General features: G+C 63.4%; 14 protein-coding genes. 5 read left to right on the forward strand and 9 right to left on the reverse strand.

From position 1 onward, the window contains the following. Positions 1–174: 174 nt before the first annotated feature. From FH061_RS04770 to FH061_RS04805, 8 genes are read right to left on the reverse strand one after another with little or no spacing between them, the layout of a single operon-like run. Positions 175–960, reverse strand: a complete 786-nt coding sequence (locus tag FH061_RS04770) for an enoyl-CoA hydratase/isomerase family protein (protein WP_151633497.1) — start codon at positions 958–960, stop codon at positions 175–177. A 22-nt stretch (positions 961–982) separates the two neighbouring features. Beyond that, positions 983–1,744 (reverse strand): TetR/AcrR family transcriptional regulator, encoded by a 762-nt coding sequence (locus tag FH061_RS04775; RefSeq protein ID WP_151633499.1) that lies wholly within the window; start codon positions 1,742–1,744, stop codon positions 983–985. A gap of 37 nt (positions 1,745–1,781) precedes the next feature. Then, positions 1,782–3,593: an AMP-dependent synthetase/ligase gene (locus FH061_RS04780; RefSeq protein WP_151633501.1), complete on the reverse strand. Its 1,812-nt coding sequence runs from the start codon at positions 3,591–3,593 to the stop codon at positions 1,782–1,784. Positions 3,594–3,626: 33 nt separating this feature from the next. Further along, complete coding sequence (locus tag FH061_RS04785) at positions 3,627–4,436, reverse strand: ABC transporter ATP-binding protein (RefSeq protein WP_151633960.1); 810 nt, start codon at positions 4,434–4,436, stop codon at positions 3,627–3,629. 19 nt (positions 4,437–4,455) lie between these two features. Next, a complete protein-coding gene (locus FH061_RS04790; protein WP_151633503.1) occupies positions 4,456–5,643 on the reverse strand; it encodes an ABC transporter substrate-binding protein in 1,188 nt (395 codons plus the stop codon). A 23-nt stretch (positions 5,644–5,666) separates the two neighbouring features. Further along, positions 5,667–6,707, reverse strand: a complete 1,041-nt coding sequence (locus FH061_RS04795; RefSeq protein WP_151633505.1) for a branched-chain amino acid ABC transporter permease — start codon at positions 6,705–6,707, stop codon at positions 5,667–5,669. After that, positions 6,707–7,591 carry a branched-chain amino acid ABC transporter permease gene (locus FH061_RS04800; RefSeq protein ID WP_151633507.1) on the reverse strand — a complete coding sequence of 295 codons (885 nt, stop codon included), beginning with the start codon at positions 7,589–7,591 and terminating at the stop codon, positions 6,707–6,709. The genes FH061_RS04795 and FH061_RS04800 overlap by 1 nt, the downstream gene beginning before the upstream one ends. Then, positions 7,588–8,469, reverse strand: a complete 882-nt coding sequence (locus FH061_RS04805) for an ABC transporter ATP-binding protein (RefSeq protein ID WP_151633509.1) — start codon at positions 8,467–8,469, stop codon at positions 7,588–7,590. Before FH061_RS04805 ends, FH061_RS04800 begins: the two co-directional genes overlap by 4 nt. A gap of 500 nt (positions 8,470–8,969) precedes the next feature. Here FH061_RS04805 and FH061_RS04810 point away from each other — a divergent pair, with 500 nt between their 5' ends. From FH061_RS04810 to FH061_RS04830, 5 genes are all read left to right on the forward strand, one after another. Beyond that, positions 8,970–9,365, forward strand: a complete 396-nt coding sequence (locus FH061_RS04810) for a GFA family protein (RefSeq protein WP_151633511.1) — start codon at positions 8,970–8,972, stop codon at positions 9,363–9,365. Positions 9,366–9,390: 25 nt separating this feature from the next. Continuing rightward, positions 9,391–10,260, forward strand: coding sequence for a helix-turn-helix domain-containing protein (locus FH061_RS04815; RefSeq protein ID WP_151633513.1), 870 nt, complete (start codon positions 9,391–9,393; stop codon positions 10,258–10,260). 94 nt (positions 10,261–10,354) lie between these two features. Then, positions 10,355–10,588, forward strand: coding sequence for a ParD-like family protein (locus tag FH061_RS04820; RefSeq protein ID WP_151633515.1), 234 nt, complete (start codon positions 10,355–10,357; stop codon positions 10,586–10,588). Next, positions 10,585–11,412, forward strand: coding sequence for a type I methionyl aminopeptidase (map, locus tag FH061_RS04825; protein WP_151633517.1), 828 nt, complete (start codon positions 10,585–10,587; stop codon positions 11,410–11,412). Before FH061_RS04820 ends, map begins: the two co-directional genes overlap by 4 nt. Before the next feature lie 157 nt (positions 11,413–11,569). Continuing rightward, a complete protein-coding gene (locus FH061_RS04830) occupies positions 11,570–12,046 on the forward strand; it encodes a NuoB/complex I 20 kDa subunit family protein (protein WP_151633519.1) in 477 nt (158 codons plus the stop codon). A 67-nt stretch (positions 12,047–12,113) separates the two neighbouring features. Here FH061_RS04830 and FH061_RS31605 read toward each other — a convergent pair whose 3' ends face one another. Continuing rightward, positions 12,114–13,829 carry a methyl-accepting chemotaxis protein gene (locus FH061_RS31605; protein ID WP_151633521.1) on the reverse strand — a complete coding sequence of 572 codons (1,716 nt, stop codon included), beginning with the start codon at positions 13,827–13,829 and terminating at the stop codon, positions 12,114–12,116. Positions 13,830–13,855: the final 26 nt, after the last annotated feature.

The following is a 13,855-nucleotide window of genomic DNA, read 5'->3' on the forward strand; positions in this document are numbered from 1 at the left end:
GTCCGCCGTGCCCTTGCCGATCCGGCTTGCGTCCAGCGTCTCGGGGTGCTTGGCGAGGCTTGAAGTTACGAGCTTCTGCAAGACCTCATGCCATTGCGCTGTCACCCTCTCCCCTGCCCCTCTCCCGCCTGCGGGAGAGGGGTTACTTTCTTCGAGCCTTGTCATTCTGCAGAGTCAACGCCCTGAAAATTGCGGCGGGCGCTTTCCGAAGAACGCTTCCAGCGCCTCGCGGAAATCTTCCGTCGCCGCACTCGCGCGGAAGTTGTCGCGTTCCGCATCGAGCTGCGTCGACAAGTCGTTATCGAAGGATTGCCGCATCAGGCGCTTCATCTTGCCGTACGCCAACGTGGGGCCTGCGGCAAGGCGGGCTGCCAATGCATCGGTGGCAACATCGATTTCCGCCGCCGGCACGAGCTTGTTCACCAGCCCGAGCCGCAGTGCTTCCTGCGCATCCAGGCTTTCCCCCAGCATCGCAATCGCCATCGCGTTGCGCAGGCCGACCAGGCGCGGCAGATGCCAGGAGCCGGACAGGTCGCAGCTGACGCCCACCTTGATATAGGCAAGATTGAACACCGCGTCGTCGGCAGCGATGGCAAGGTCGCAGGCCATCGCCAGGCTCATGCTGCCGCCGGCGACATTGCCGCGCAGGCTGGCGATGACCGGCGCATCCAGCGCGGCGAGCATCCGGATCGATGCATGCAGCGGCTCGATCAGCGCCATCGCGGTGGCCGGCGGGTCGTTGCGCAGCGAAGCGAGGTCGCCGCCGACGCCGAAGGAGCCGCCTTCGCCTTTGACCACCACTGCGCGCACGCCGGCATCGGCGGCGAGTTCGCTGCAGCAGGCATGGAGCGCCTGCGCCGCTGCCACGTCGAGCGCATTGTGATTGCGCGGGCGGTTCAGCACCAGCCAGGCAATCGCACCTTCGCGCCGCAATAACACGGGACTGTCTGCTTGAGCCATGTTCGTCTCCTGGTTGAAAATTTCATGCGGCCTTCCTTGCGCGCTTGCGGGCCGGGGCCGGCTTTTCCTGCTTCGATATCTGCTTCGGTATCTGCCTGTTTATTTGCGGCGTGTCGGTGCGGCACACGCCGAGGGACAAAAGATCGATCATCTGCCGCGCGATGTCGTCCGCGCTCAGCGGACCGCCGGGCGAATACCAGCGGCCTATCCAGCTGAGCGCGCCGGCGATGGTGAAGGCCGCCATTTTCGGATCGCAGGGAGCCATCGAACCCTCCTCGATGCCCTGCTGGATCAGTTGCCGGAACTCCATGTCGAGCTCGCGCTTCATCGCGCGCAGTTTCTTGCGGCTTTCCAGCGGCAGCGGATCCTCGCCCACGCGGATGACGCACATGCCGAAATCCATGGTCACGATTTCCGCATACTGGCGCATGGCGGCGAACAGCTTGTCCTTGGCCGTGCCGCCCGATTGCGCGACGTCGCGTATCGCATCCTGCAGCATGGCCAGCCCGCGGCTGACGCACTGGAACAGGATGTCGTCCTTGTTCTTGACGTAGTAGTAAAGCGTCGGCTTGGTGATGTGCAGGCGCTCGGCCACGTCGTCCAGCGAAGTGGCATGGAAGCCGTTTTCGTTGAACATCTGCGCAGCCGTGCGCAGTACCGCGTCGCGCTTGGCTTCGCGTTCCTTCGCGATGTCGCGTGTTTTCTTCCAGGGCGACCCCGCCGCCGGCGTGCCTGCGGTTAAGGCGGCGCCTGCCTTGGCTGCTGCTGTTTTCCTTGAAGTCATCAATCGTGTTTCTGTCGTGTTCCGATTGGCACGGCGATCAGGCGTACAGCGCCTCGATCTCCTGTGCATAGGTTTTGTAGATGCTGGCGCGCCGCACTTTCATGGTGGCGGTTACCTCGCCGTCGTCATGGTCGAGTTCCTTGGTCAGCAGGTGAAAGCGGCGCACCTGCGACACCTGCGCCAGGCGCGCATTGCCGCTGTCGATTTCCGACTGGATCAGTTCGCGCACTTCGGGCGATTCGGCCAGCGAGCGGAAATGGGTGAAGGCAATGTTGCGCGCCTCCGCCCATTGGGCCACCGCATCATAATCGATCTGGATCAGCGCCGAGACAAACTTGCGGGCATCCGCGACCACGATGCATTCCTTGATGTAACGGCTGGATTTCATCGTGTTCTCGATTTCGGATGGCGTCAGGTTCTTGCCGCCGGCGGTGATCATGATGTCCTTGAGGCGGTCGACGATTTTCAGCACGCCGTTTTCCTCGCGCACCACGTCGCCGGTATGCAGCCAGCCGTCGACGATGGTCGCGGCCGTGGCTTCCGGGTTCTTGTAATAGCCCTTGAAGACCACCGGCCCGCGCAGCTGCAGCTCGCCCTGCTCCGACAGCCTTACCTCGACACCGACGGTGGGCACGCCGACGTTGCCGAGGCGTACCGCATCGGCGCGCTGCCCGAGCACCATGCCGCTCGACTCGGTCATGCCGTAAACCTCGATCAGCGGCACGCCCATGGTGCGGAAGAACTGCACGATGGCGGGAGAGATCGGCGCGGCGCCGGTCAGCGCGATGCGGGCGCGGCGCAGGCCGATGAAATTCTGCAATGCACGGAAGATCAGCAGATAGTACACGCCGAACAGCAGGCGCTCGGCCGTGCTGCGCTGGTGCGCCGCCTTTTCCGCGAAGGGCAGGCAATGCCGCATTGCCTGCGCGAACAGCCATTGCTGCAATGCGCCCGACTCCTGCATCTTGATGGAGATGGCGGAATGCAGCTTTTCCCAGATGCGCGGCACGCCGAGGAACATGCTCGGCGCGACCTCGCGCAGGTCTTCCTGCACGGTGCGGATGGACTCGCCGAAATCGACCCGCGAGCCGAGATACAGCGGCACGAACGCGGTCAGCATCTGCTCGGCCACGTGGCACAGCGGAAGGTAGGAGAGATGCGTGCTATCCGGCCGCAAGCCGAGGCGTTCGATCACGCCGGGCGCCATCGCGGCGATGTTGGCATAGCTGATCATCGCGCCCTTGGGCTTGCCGGTCGAGCCCGAGGTGTAGATGATCAGCGCGATGTCGTCCATGGTCTGAACGTCGAGGCAATGATCGATCAGCTCCGGGTGTTCGCGCTCATGCTCGGCGCCCAGTCTTTCCAGTTCGGCAAAGCTGATCACCCGCTGCGGATCGCGCGCCCGGGTATCGGCAAAGCCTTTCTTCTCGATCACGACGATGGTCTTGAGCATCGGCAGCTGGCCGCTGGCCTCCAGCACCTTGTCGGCCTGTTCCTGGTCTTCGCAGATGATGATCTGCGCATCGGAATGGTTGAGCACATAGGCGATCTCGTTGACCGGGCTGGTCGGATAGACGCCGACGGTGACGGCGCCGGCCAGTCCCGCGCCCAGCTGTGACAGCACCCATTCGGTGCGGTTCTCCGAGATCACGGCGATGTGGCCGCCGGGCGGCAGGCCGAGCGCGCGGTAGCCGAGGCCGACATGGCGCGCGCGGCGGTAATATCCGCTCCAGCTCAGCGGCCGCCAGATGCCGTATTCCTTCTGGCGGATGGCGACGCTGTGAGGCCGCAGGCGGGCATGCTCGCGCAGCATCTGCGGCTGTGTCTTGGTGAGGTCGATGGATTCCATGGCTCGGTGTCTCGGAGTCTCGGCGTTTCAGTGTCAGGACAGCCAGCGCTTGCGGCGCTTGTAATGCTTGAGCTCGCGGAAACCCCTGGTCGCGCCCTCGGCGCCGACGCCGAGATAGAACTCGCGCACATCGGGGTCGGATGCCAGCTTTTCCGCGCTGCCGTCGATGACGACCTTGCCGGTTTCCATGATGTAGCCGTAATCGGCCACCGCCAGCGCGATCGAGGCGTTCTGCTCGACCAGCAGCATCGACACGCCGCGCTCGGCATTGATGCGGGCGATGATGTCGAAGATGGTTTCCACCAGCACCGGCGACAGGCCGAGCGAAGGCTCGTCGAGCAGCATCAGCTTGGGCTCGGCGATCAGTGCGCGGCCGATGGCCAGCATCTGCTGCTCGCCCCCCGAAAGATAGCCGGCCAGCCCGTTGCGCCGCTCATGCAGGCGCGGGAAATATTCGTAGACCAGGTCGAAGTTAGGCTTCTTGCCGTCCTGCAGCGCATAGCTGGCGGCCACCAGGTTTTCCTCCACGCTCAGGTCTTCGAACACGCGCCGTCCTTCCATCACATGGAACAGGCCGGAGCGCACCAGTTCATAGGGATTGACATGGGTGCTGGCGCTGCCCTGGAAGCGCACTTCGCCGCGCGTGACGGCGCCGTCTTCCAGCGGCAGCAGGTTGGAGATCGCCTTGAGCATGGTCGACTTGCCGGCGCCGTTGCTGCCGAGCAGCGCCACGATCTTGCCGCGCGGGACGGCGAGTGACAGGCCGCGCAGGACCTGCACCGCCTTGTTGTAGACCACCTCGATATTGTTCACCTCGAGGACCATGTCTTCGCTTGCGCCCATGCTCATTGCGGCTCCTCGCTTACTGGCCCAGCGTGATCCAGTCGGAGGCCGGCAGCATCTTCTTCTGCTTCATGTCCGCCTTGTAGATGCGGCCCACCGGGATGGAATTGCCCTTGATCGAAATCGGCGTGCCGATGATGCCGCCGGTGTCGAAGTTCTGGATCGAGTTGAGCGACGCCTTCAGATTCTTGCCGTCCAGCGGCTTGCCGGCGTCGAGCGTGCGCTTGACGGCTTCGGTCATCAGCATGGCGGCGAGGAAGCCCTGCATGTAGGCGGTGCTCTGGTACTCGGGGCGCATCTGGCGGATCTTTTCCATCATCGGCGACTTGCCCTCGGTATCGTAGTGGTAGCGGTAAGGCATCACTCCCATGAAGCCGTCGGCGGCATCGCCCATGCGCATCACGGTGGAATTGTCCATGGTCCAGAAGGTGCCCATGAAGGCCGACTTCATGCCCATCGACTTGGCCTGGTTGATGAATTCCGGAATCGGCGCCAGCACATAGCCGTGGAAGATGGTGTAGTCGGGATCGGCGCGGCGCAGCTTGATGACTTCCGCCGAGACGTCCACGCTGGACGGCGGCGTCACGATTTCGCTGACCAGGTTCAAGCCCAGCTTCTTGGTGGCGGCGCGCGTGCCTTCCACCGGGTCGCGGCCGAATTCGGTATCCGAATACACCAGCGCCACCTTCGCGCCCGGCTTGGTCTTGGCAATGTAGTTCAGCAGGATGCCGACCATCTCGGTGTAGTCGGGGCCGACCATGAACTGCAGCGGATATTTCTGCGGATCGTTGAGCTCCTTGGCGAAGGAGGCGCCGGTCATCAGCATGGTGCCGGCCCGCTCCAGCTCGGGATTGACGGTCTTGGAAAAACCGGTCGAATCCGCGTAGTAGAGATTGACCTTGTGCTGGCTGGTGATCTTCTTGAAGGCCGCCATCGAGACATCGACCTTGTATCCCGTGTCTTCCGGCACGTACTGTATCTTGCGTCCCTTGATGCCGCCGGCATCGTTGACGATTTTCAGGTAGTCCTTGATGCCGGCGTCGATGCCGATGCCGGCAAAGGCGAACACCCCGGTCATCGGAATCGAGCCGCCCAGCACGATATCCCCCTGCTGATTGCCCTGCTGTGCCGATGCGCTCGCGGCGAAACCCAGGGTGCCGGCCGCGGCCAGTGCCGCCAGCCATTTCTTGATCGGATTGCCAAACATGTGTCGTCTCCTCTTGTTGTGCCCTATGTCCGGAATGGCCACAGGTGGAAAGTGCGGCGGACGCGGCGCCAGATTTCGGCCAGTCCGTGCGGTTCGAAGATCAGGAACAGAACGATCAGCAGGCCGAACACGATGGTGCGGACCGGCGACAGGATCAGGGTGGTGTTGCTGGAAATCGGCAGCCAGCCGATGACGATCTTGAGCAGTTCCGGCACCATGGTCATGAAGACCGCGCCGAAGATGCCGCCGCGTATCGTGCCCATGCCGCCGACGATGACGGCGGCGAGGAAGAAGATCGACATGATGAGCGGGAAGCTTTCCGGCGTCACGATGCGGAAGAAGTAAGCGAACATGCCGCCGGCCACGCCGGCATAGAACGACGACAGCGCAAACGACATCAGCTTGTAGCGCAGCAGCGGGATGCCGAGCACGCCGGCCGAGATGTCGCGGTCGCGGATGGCGATGAAGGCGCGGCCGATGCGGGTGCGGAACAGGTTGGCCGCGCCGAACAGCATCAGGATGGTGAGCGGCATGATCACCCAGTACAGGCGGAACGAGGTGTCGAGCGCGAGGCCGAACAATTGCGCCGGCGGCACCGCAAGGCCGCCGGTGCCGCCGGTCAGGCTGGCCCAGTGCGAGAAGGCGAAGTGCGTGATGAAACCCGCCGCGATGGTGGCGATGGCGAGATAAAGGCCTTTCACGCGCAGGGAGGGCAGGCCGACGATGATGCCGCCGATCATCGCCACCACGCCGCCGGCCAGCAGGTTGAGCAGGAAAGGCGTGCCGAAGCGGATCTGCAGGATGGCGACGGTATAGGCGCCGAGCCCCATGAATGCCGCCTGTCCGAGGCTGACCAGGCCGGTGTAGCCGGTGAGCAGGTTCAGTCCGGTGGTGCTGGCGATGTTGATGGCAACCAGGCAGGCGAGATAGAGCCAGTATTCGCCGGCGAAGAAGGGAAACGCGGCCAGCAGCACCATCAGCGCAATCAGCCATGCGCGCTGCGTGGCGCTGTCGAACAAGGCCTCGTCGGCGGCGTAGCTTTCCTTGGCGGATCCGATGCGCATTACAGCCTCTCGATTTCATGGGTGCCGAACAGGCCGTAGGGCCGGATCAGCAGGATGACCACTAGCAGAATGAAGGTGGCGAGCAGCTTGTATTCGCCGCCGAGATAGGCGCCGGCCCAGGCCTCGATGAGTCCGATGATGAGGCCGCCGACCAGCGCGCCGGCCACGCTGTCGAGACCCCCGAAGATCACCACCACCAGCACCGACAGGCCGAACACGCCCATGGTCGAGGAAATGCCGCCGATCGCGCCGACCACGATGCCGGCCACGCCGGCGATCACCGCGGCGAAGCTCCATGCCAGCGAAAACACGCGCGGCACGTTGATGCCCATCGAATAGGCCGCGGCCTGGTCCGATGCGGTGGCGCGCAGCGCGACGCCGCCGCGCCAGTAGCGAAAGACCAGCAGCACCGCGGCGATCAGCGCCACTGCGACCCAGAAGCCGTAGAAGATCTTGGGCGCGAGGAAGGCTTCGCCGATTCGTATCGGCGCCGAGGGGAAGAATTCCGGCAGGCGGCGCTGGTCGGCGGTCCAGATCAGTTCCACCAGGCCGACGAGAATGGAAGACAGCCCGACCGTGACCATGAAGGAGGCGATCGGCGACTCGCCCAGCATCGGCCGTATCACCGTGCGTTCCAGCACCATGCCGAGCACGCCCATGGCCGCCAGGGCCGCTGGCACCGCCAGCCAGATCGGCAGGCCGGCACCCGCCGAGAAGGCGAAGAACAGGTAGGCGCCCGCCATCAGCATGTCGCCGAGCGCCAGGTTGACCACCCGGGTGGCCTTGTAGATGATGACGAAGGCCAGCCCGGTCAGGCCGTACAATCCGCCGGTGCCGAGGCCGGCGAGGGAAATCTCGAAGAAGAAGAGCCAGTCGAAGTTCATGCCGCGCTCCGGATGCCTGTTTTACCTCCCGTCTTGCCGCCCTGCCCCGCCGCATCGGCTCCCGTCTTCTTGTATCTCGCCCGCAGCGCATGCACGTCGCCGGAACCGAGGTAGGCGCGAATCACTTCCGGATTGGCCTGCACCTCGGCGGGAATGCCGCTGGCGATCACCTGCCCGAAATTGAGCACCACGACATGGTCGGACAGGTCCATCACCATGCTCATGTCATGCTCGACCATCAGGATGGTGACGCCCCACTCGCGCCGCACCTCCAGGATGAAGCGGGCCATGTCTTCCGTCTCTTCCCGGTTCATGCCGGCAACCGGTTCGTCGAGCAGCAGGATCTGCGGCTTCATCGCCAGCGCCCGGGCCAGTTCGACGCGCTTTTGCAAGCCGTAGGACAGGGAGGCTACCGGCGCCTTGCGGATATGGTCAATCTCCAGGAAGTCGATGATGCGTTCCTCGATCTCCTGGCGCAGCTGCTCTTCTTCGCGCCTTGCGCGGGGGGTGAAGAACAGGGCCGACAGCGGTCCGGTCTTCAGGTGGCAGTGGCGGCCGAGCTTGATATTGTCGAGCACCGTCATGCCGCGAAACAGCGCGATGTTCTGGAAGCTGCGCGCCATGCCGAGCGCCGCGCGCCTGGGCGGCGCCACGCCGGACAGGCTCTTGCCTCGGAACAGGATGTCTCCGGCCGCCGGCTTGTAGAAACCGGAGATGGTATTGAACACCGACGTCTTGCCCGCCCCGTTGGGACCGATCACGGACGTAATGCTGCCCTCGGCGACGCTGAAGCTGACGTTATCCAGCGCCTTGACGCCGCCGAACTGCAGCGTGACGCCGCGCACGTCGAGAATGGAATCATTCGCTACTGCCTGCAAGCCTGTCTCCTCTTTTTATGCAGCGCATCGATGCTTGTTCCGGATTGTGAGCGTTGTTCGCGGCTGTTTTATTTTCTACTCGCGAGTAACGTGAAAAATACTAGCACAGGAAATTTGATTCCCGCGCAGGCGAAGAAAAAAATTCTGAGGCGGGGATTCCTTGCTTGCATTCGAGAATCGCGCTGCCGGCGTTGGGCCTTTGCAGGAACCGCAGAGAATATCCGCGGTGCGCAACGCGTAATCGCAAGCCGCCGGAGCAGCTTACTCGCCAGTAAGGTCCATGACTTTGAAGCCTGGATTGCATTCCGGAAATCCGCCGGCGGCTTGAACCCGGAATGGCCCGTCTGTGTAAAATCAGGAGTCTTACCTGCTGCCGACATGTGCAGCGCACCAAGGAGCATGACCATGCCGGGAATCCCGATGCCAGCCAGGAAACCGCTGTTTTCACCGCTATGCCTTGCTCCTCTGTGCCTGGCGGACCATGCCGCTGGGAGGAAGCGATGCTGAGCGGCGGATGTTTCTGCGGAAGGGTGCGCTATGAAGCGGATGGCATCCCCTTCCATGAGACGAGCTGTCATTGCGAGATCTGCAGACGCACGTCGGGAGCGCCCCTGGTGACATGGTTCAGCGTTCGGCGAGCGGAATTCCGGCTCGTCTCTGGCACGCCCGTCCGCTTCCGCTCGACCGCCTTCGGCACACGCAGCTTCTGTCCCGACTGCGGAACGCAGCTCACGTTCGAGAACGACGGCACGCCGGATGAAATCGATGTGACGATGTCCAGCCTTGACGAGCCGGACCGGCTGTCCCCGAAGGATCACACCTATGTACGCAGCAAGCTGCAATGGCTAAGGTTCGCCGACCAGCTTCCCGCGTACGAGGAGGCACGGAAGACATGATCGAGCGGCAAGCCGGAAGGGGAGGTTGCCTGTCGTCCGTGAGCGGCAGGGAGGGCGCGGCATCATGATGCGCCATGTCATCCTGCCTTCGCCCGCGCTGCGCCCGCATGTCCGCAACATCATGGTCGGGGAATTTTCCAGCATGGGCAGCCACCTGCCGGCAACGCCCGACGTACAGCTCGTCATTTATTTGCAGGGAAGAGCATCCCTGATCGGTGAGGCATCGGTGGAGACGATGCCGCAAGCCTTCATAACCGGCCCGTGCCTGATGCCGCGCAGGTTCAGCGTCGACATCGGCAGCCGCTTCGTCGGCATCACCTTCCGCCCGTCCGGCTTTTCCTCCTGCTTCGGCATGCCGGCCAATCTCTTCCGCGACCGCATCGTGGCGCTGTGCGACGCGCTTTCACCTGGAACCGCTGCACGGTGGATGGAAGAAGTCTTTACAGCAAGGCAGGTGCATGATGTGGTCGATGCCGCGGAATCTTTCCTGCTGCGGTGCCTGCGTGACGGGCGCAGGCGGGAACCGACACTGCCGCGGCTTGGACTTGAGCGGCTGCTGATGCCGGCCGCCGACCTGGCGGATGGACTGTCGCTCGGCACGCGGCAACTGGAACGCCGGTTCCTTGTCAACTATGGCATGCCGCTGCGCGACTACCGGCGGCTGGCGCGCTTCTCCACAGTCCTTGCGCCCCTGCTCTCCGGATCGCCGGCCGGCATGAACATGGCGCGCATCGCCGTCGATGCCCATTACGTCGACCAGGCCCATTTCATTCGCGACTTCCGCCAGTTTGTCGGCGACACCCCCGGCCGCTTCCTCAAGTCGAGGCAGGAGGAGGATTCCATCTATCGGCTGTGGCAGTTCAATGCCTCGGAGCTGCCGTCCTTCCTCGACTGAGCCGCCGGGCCACCGGGTAATGAGGCAATCGGGCAATCGGCCCGATCCCATGTTAGTATACGAACCGACTACAAACCATATATAAGCCGAAACCATGGGAATCCTGAAAATCTCCGAGCAGATGCATGAAAACCTGCGCTCCACCAGCGCTGCGCTCAGCCGCTCCATCAATGCGCAGGCCGAACACTGGCTGCGGGTCGGGATGCTGGCCGAACTCAATCCCAAGCTCAGCTATGGCGAGATCTGCCAGCTGCTGATTCAGGCGCAACAATCCGGGGAACTCGTCTCGCCAGCCGTCCAGCCCGTTGCCGAGCCGGAGGCAGCATGACGACAAGGGGCAAGGTTTCCCTGCGTTCCGAGGCGGAGGTCGGGATGGCGCGGCGCGCGGGCGCACTGGCGGCGGATGTGCTGAGGATGATCGGGGCGCATGTCAGGCCCGGGATCAGCACCGATGAACTCGACGGGATCTGCCATGATTACATCGTCAATGAACTGAAAGCCATTCCCGCCAACGTGGGTTATAGCGGCTTTCCGAAGACGGTCTGCGTTTCGGTCAACCATGTCGTCTGCCATGGCATACCCTCGGACAAGCGCCTGAAGGATGGCGACATCATCAACATCGACGTCGCGGTCATCAAGGACGGCTGGTACGGCGATACCAGCCGCATGTATTTTGTCGGCGAGGCGGGGATACTTGCCAGGCGGCTGGTGCGCACCACCTACGAGGCGATGCGCGCCGGCATTCTTGCGGTGCGACCCGGCGCGACGCTGGGCGATGTCGGCCATGCCATCCAGACTGTCGCGCACCAGGAAGGATTCAGCGTCGTTCGCGAATACTGCGGCCATGGCATCGGGACCATTTATCATGACAAGCCGCAAGTGCTGCACTTCGGACGGCCAGGCACCGGCCTGGTGCTTGAGCCCGGCATGATCTTCACCATCGAGCCGATGCTCAACGCGGGCAAACCGGAAACGAAGCAGCTGGCGGACGGCTGGACGGTGGTGACGAAGGACCGCTCCCTGTCCGCGCAGTGGGAACACATGGTGGCGGTGACGGAAAGCGGCTTCGAAGTCCTGACGTCCTGGCCCGACGGCTACGGGGACTACTCGCCCATCACCGCCGAAGCGCCGCTGTCGGCCGCCATGACCTGAGCCTGCCGGAAATCTCAGCCGGCTCACGCTGCTCGTGCGCCGGCTTGAATGATGCGCAATCCCGCTGGCGGCAGGCATCGGGCAGCCATGTCGTGTCGGTACAATCTTTTGCACCGCGTTGCGTTTAAGGTTTCCGGTCTCAACCAAGGAAACCGACATGAATGCTCCCTCGCTGGAAACCGACGGCTACCTGCTGACCACCGTGGATGCGCTGCTCGCCGGCGCGCGCAGCAACAGCATCTGGTATCTCTCGTTCGGGCTGGCCTGCTGCGCGGTAGAAATGATGCAGGCAGCCGCATCGCGCTATGACATGGACCGCTTCGGCATCATGCCGCGGGCCAGTCCGCGCCAGGCGGACCTGATGATCGTGGCCGGCACGCTGACCAACAAGATGGCGCCGGCACTGCGCAAGGTGTATGACCAGATGCCGGAACCCAAATACGTGATTTCCATGGGCACCTGTGCCAACGGCGGCGGGTACTACCACTATTCCTATTCGGTAGTGCGCGGCTGCGACCGCATCATCCCGGTGGATGTCTATGTGCCCGGCTGTCCGCCGACAGCCGAGGCGCTGATCTATGGCATCCTGCAACTGAAGCGCAAGGTGCGACAGTCAAGGGTCATTGCGCGTTGATGCAGCGATGCGGCGATGGGCTGACCTGCCGATGCGCAGCGCCGCAGTCCATCAGCGCATGGCTTGCTCAGAACTCATCCCAGTCATCCGAACCGGCGGAAGACAATGCCGGCTTCTGATGACGGGCCGCCGGCAATGCGGCTGCCCTGGCACCCGGGATCGCGGTCCGCGCCGCCGGTGCGGCTGGTACGCTTGGCACGGCCTGCATCGGGCTCGCGGCCGATGCATCGACGGTAAAGACGCTGACCATATCGGCGAGCTTGCCGGCCTGTCCCTGCATGGCTTCCGATGCGGCGGCGGCTTCCTCGACCAGCGAAGCATTCTGCTGCGTCACCTGGTCCATCTGGCTGATGGCCTGGTTGATCTGCTCGATGCCCGCGGTCTGCTCCTGGCTTGCGGCTGCGATTTCGCTCATGATGTCGGTGACGCGCCGGACGCTGTCGACGATCTCACTCATCGTCCGCCCGGCCTGGTCGACCAGTTTGGCGCCGGAGTCCACCTTTTCCACCGAATCATCAATGAGCGCCTTGATTTCCTTGGCTGCCGATGCCGAGCGCTGCGCCAGGTTGCGCACCTCCGACGCGACCACCGCGAAGCCCCTGCCCTGCTCGCCGGCCCGTGCCGCCTCCACCGCCGCGTTCAGCGCGAGAATATTGGTCTGGAAGGCAATGCCGTCGATGACGCTGATGATGTCCACGATCTTGCGGGCCGACTCATTGATCGAGCCCATGGTATCGACGACCTGGGCCACCACCGCGCCGCCCTTGCCGGCGATCTCCGACGCGGAGACGGCGAGCTGGTTGGCCTGGCGCGCGTTGTCGCCGTTCTGCTTGACGGTGGAAGTCAGCTCTTCCATCGAGGAAGCGGTCTCTTCCAGCGAGCTGGCCTGTTCTTCCGTGCGGGATGACAGATCCATGTTGCCGGCTGCGATCTGGTTCGATGCCGAAGCGATCGCCTGCGTGCCGCTACGCACTTCACCGACGATCCTGGCCAGACTGTCGCGCATGCCGCGCATCGCATGCAGCATGCTGCCGCGGTCACCCGGCTTGAGGTTCACCGCCACCGTCAGGTCGCCAGCCGCAATGCGCTCTGCAATGTGCGCCGCATACGCCGGCTCGCCGCCGAGCTGGCGCGTCAGACTGCGGGTAATGAGGATGCCCATGCCTATGCCGGTCAGCACGCTGAGCACCACCAGGATGATCATCAGGCTGCGGCTGCTTTCGTACAATTCCTGGCTTTCCCCGGACGCCCGCTCTGCGCGCGTTTCCTTGTTCCTGGCCACTTCGCTCATCTTGACGTCGACCGCGTTGGCGATCGGCGACACCGTCTTGAACAGGTATTCAACGGCGACACGGTTCTCCAGCAGCGCCTCGGCGTTGATCTTCTTCAGCGCTTCTTCAACGAGCGGCACATAGGCCTTGAGTTCGCCTTCCAGTTCCGTGAACAGCCGCTTGCCGTTGGGGGAAGTAAAGAGCGGCCTGGCAAGGTCGAGATTGTCTTTCAGCTCGGTGATGTTTTTCTGGACTGCGGCAGCGAACCGGGCGCGTTCTTCTGGAGTGGAAGACAGCATGGCGCTGCGCAGCCCGCGCCCGATATCCATCACCTCCACATTCGCCTCTTTCACATAAGACAGTCCGAGCAATTCAGTGCGGTAGAGATCATCGGCCTTGTCGTTGAGCTGGCCCATATTGTAGATGCCGATGCCGGCGACGATGGCGCCGATCAGTGTCAGCGTGATAAATCCAAGCAGCAGTCGTGTGCCGACCTTCATCGATGTAAACATGCTTATTCCTTCCAAAAACGTATGCG

Source organism: Noviherbaspirillum aerium, assembly GCF_008929045.1.
Taxonomy (GTDB): domain Bacteria; phylum Pseudomonadota; class Gammaproteobacteria; order Burkholderiales; family Burkholderiaceae_D; genus Noviherbaspirillum; species Noviherbaspirillum aerium.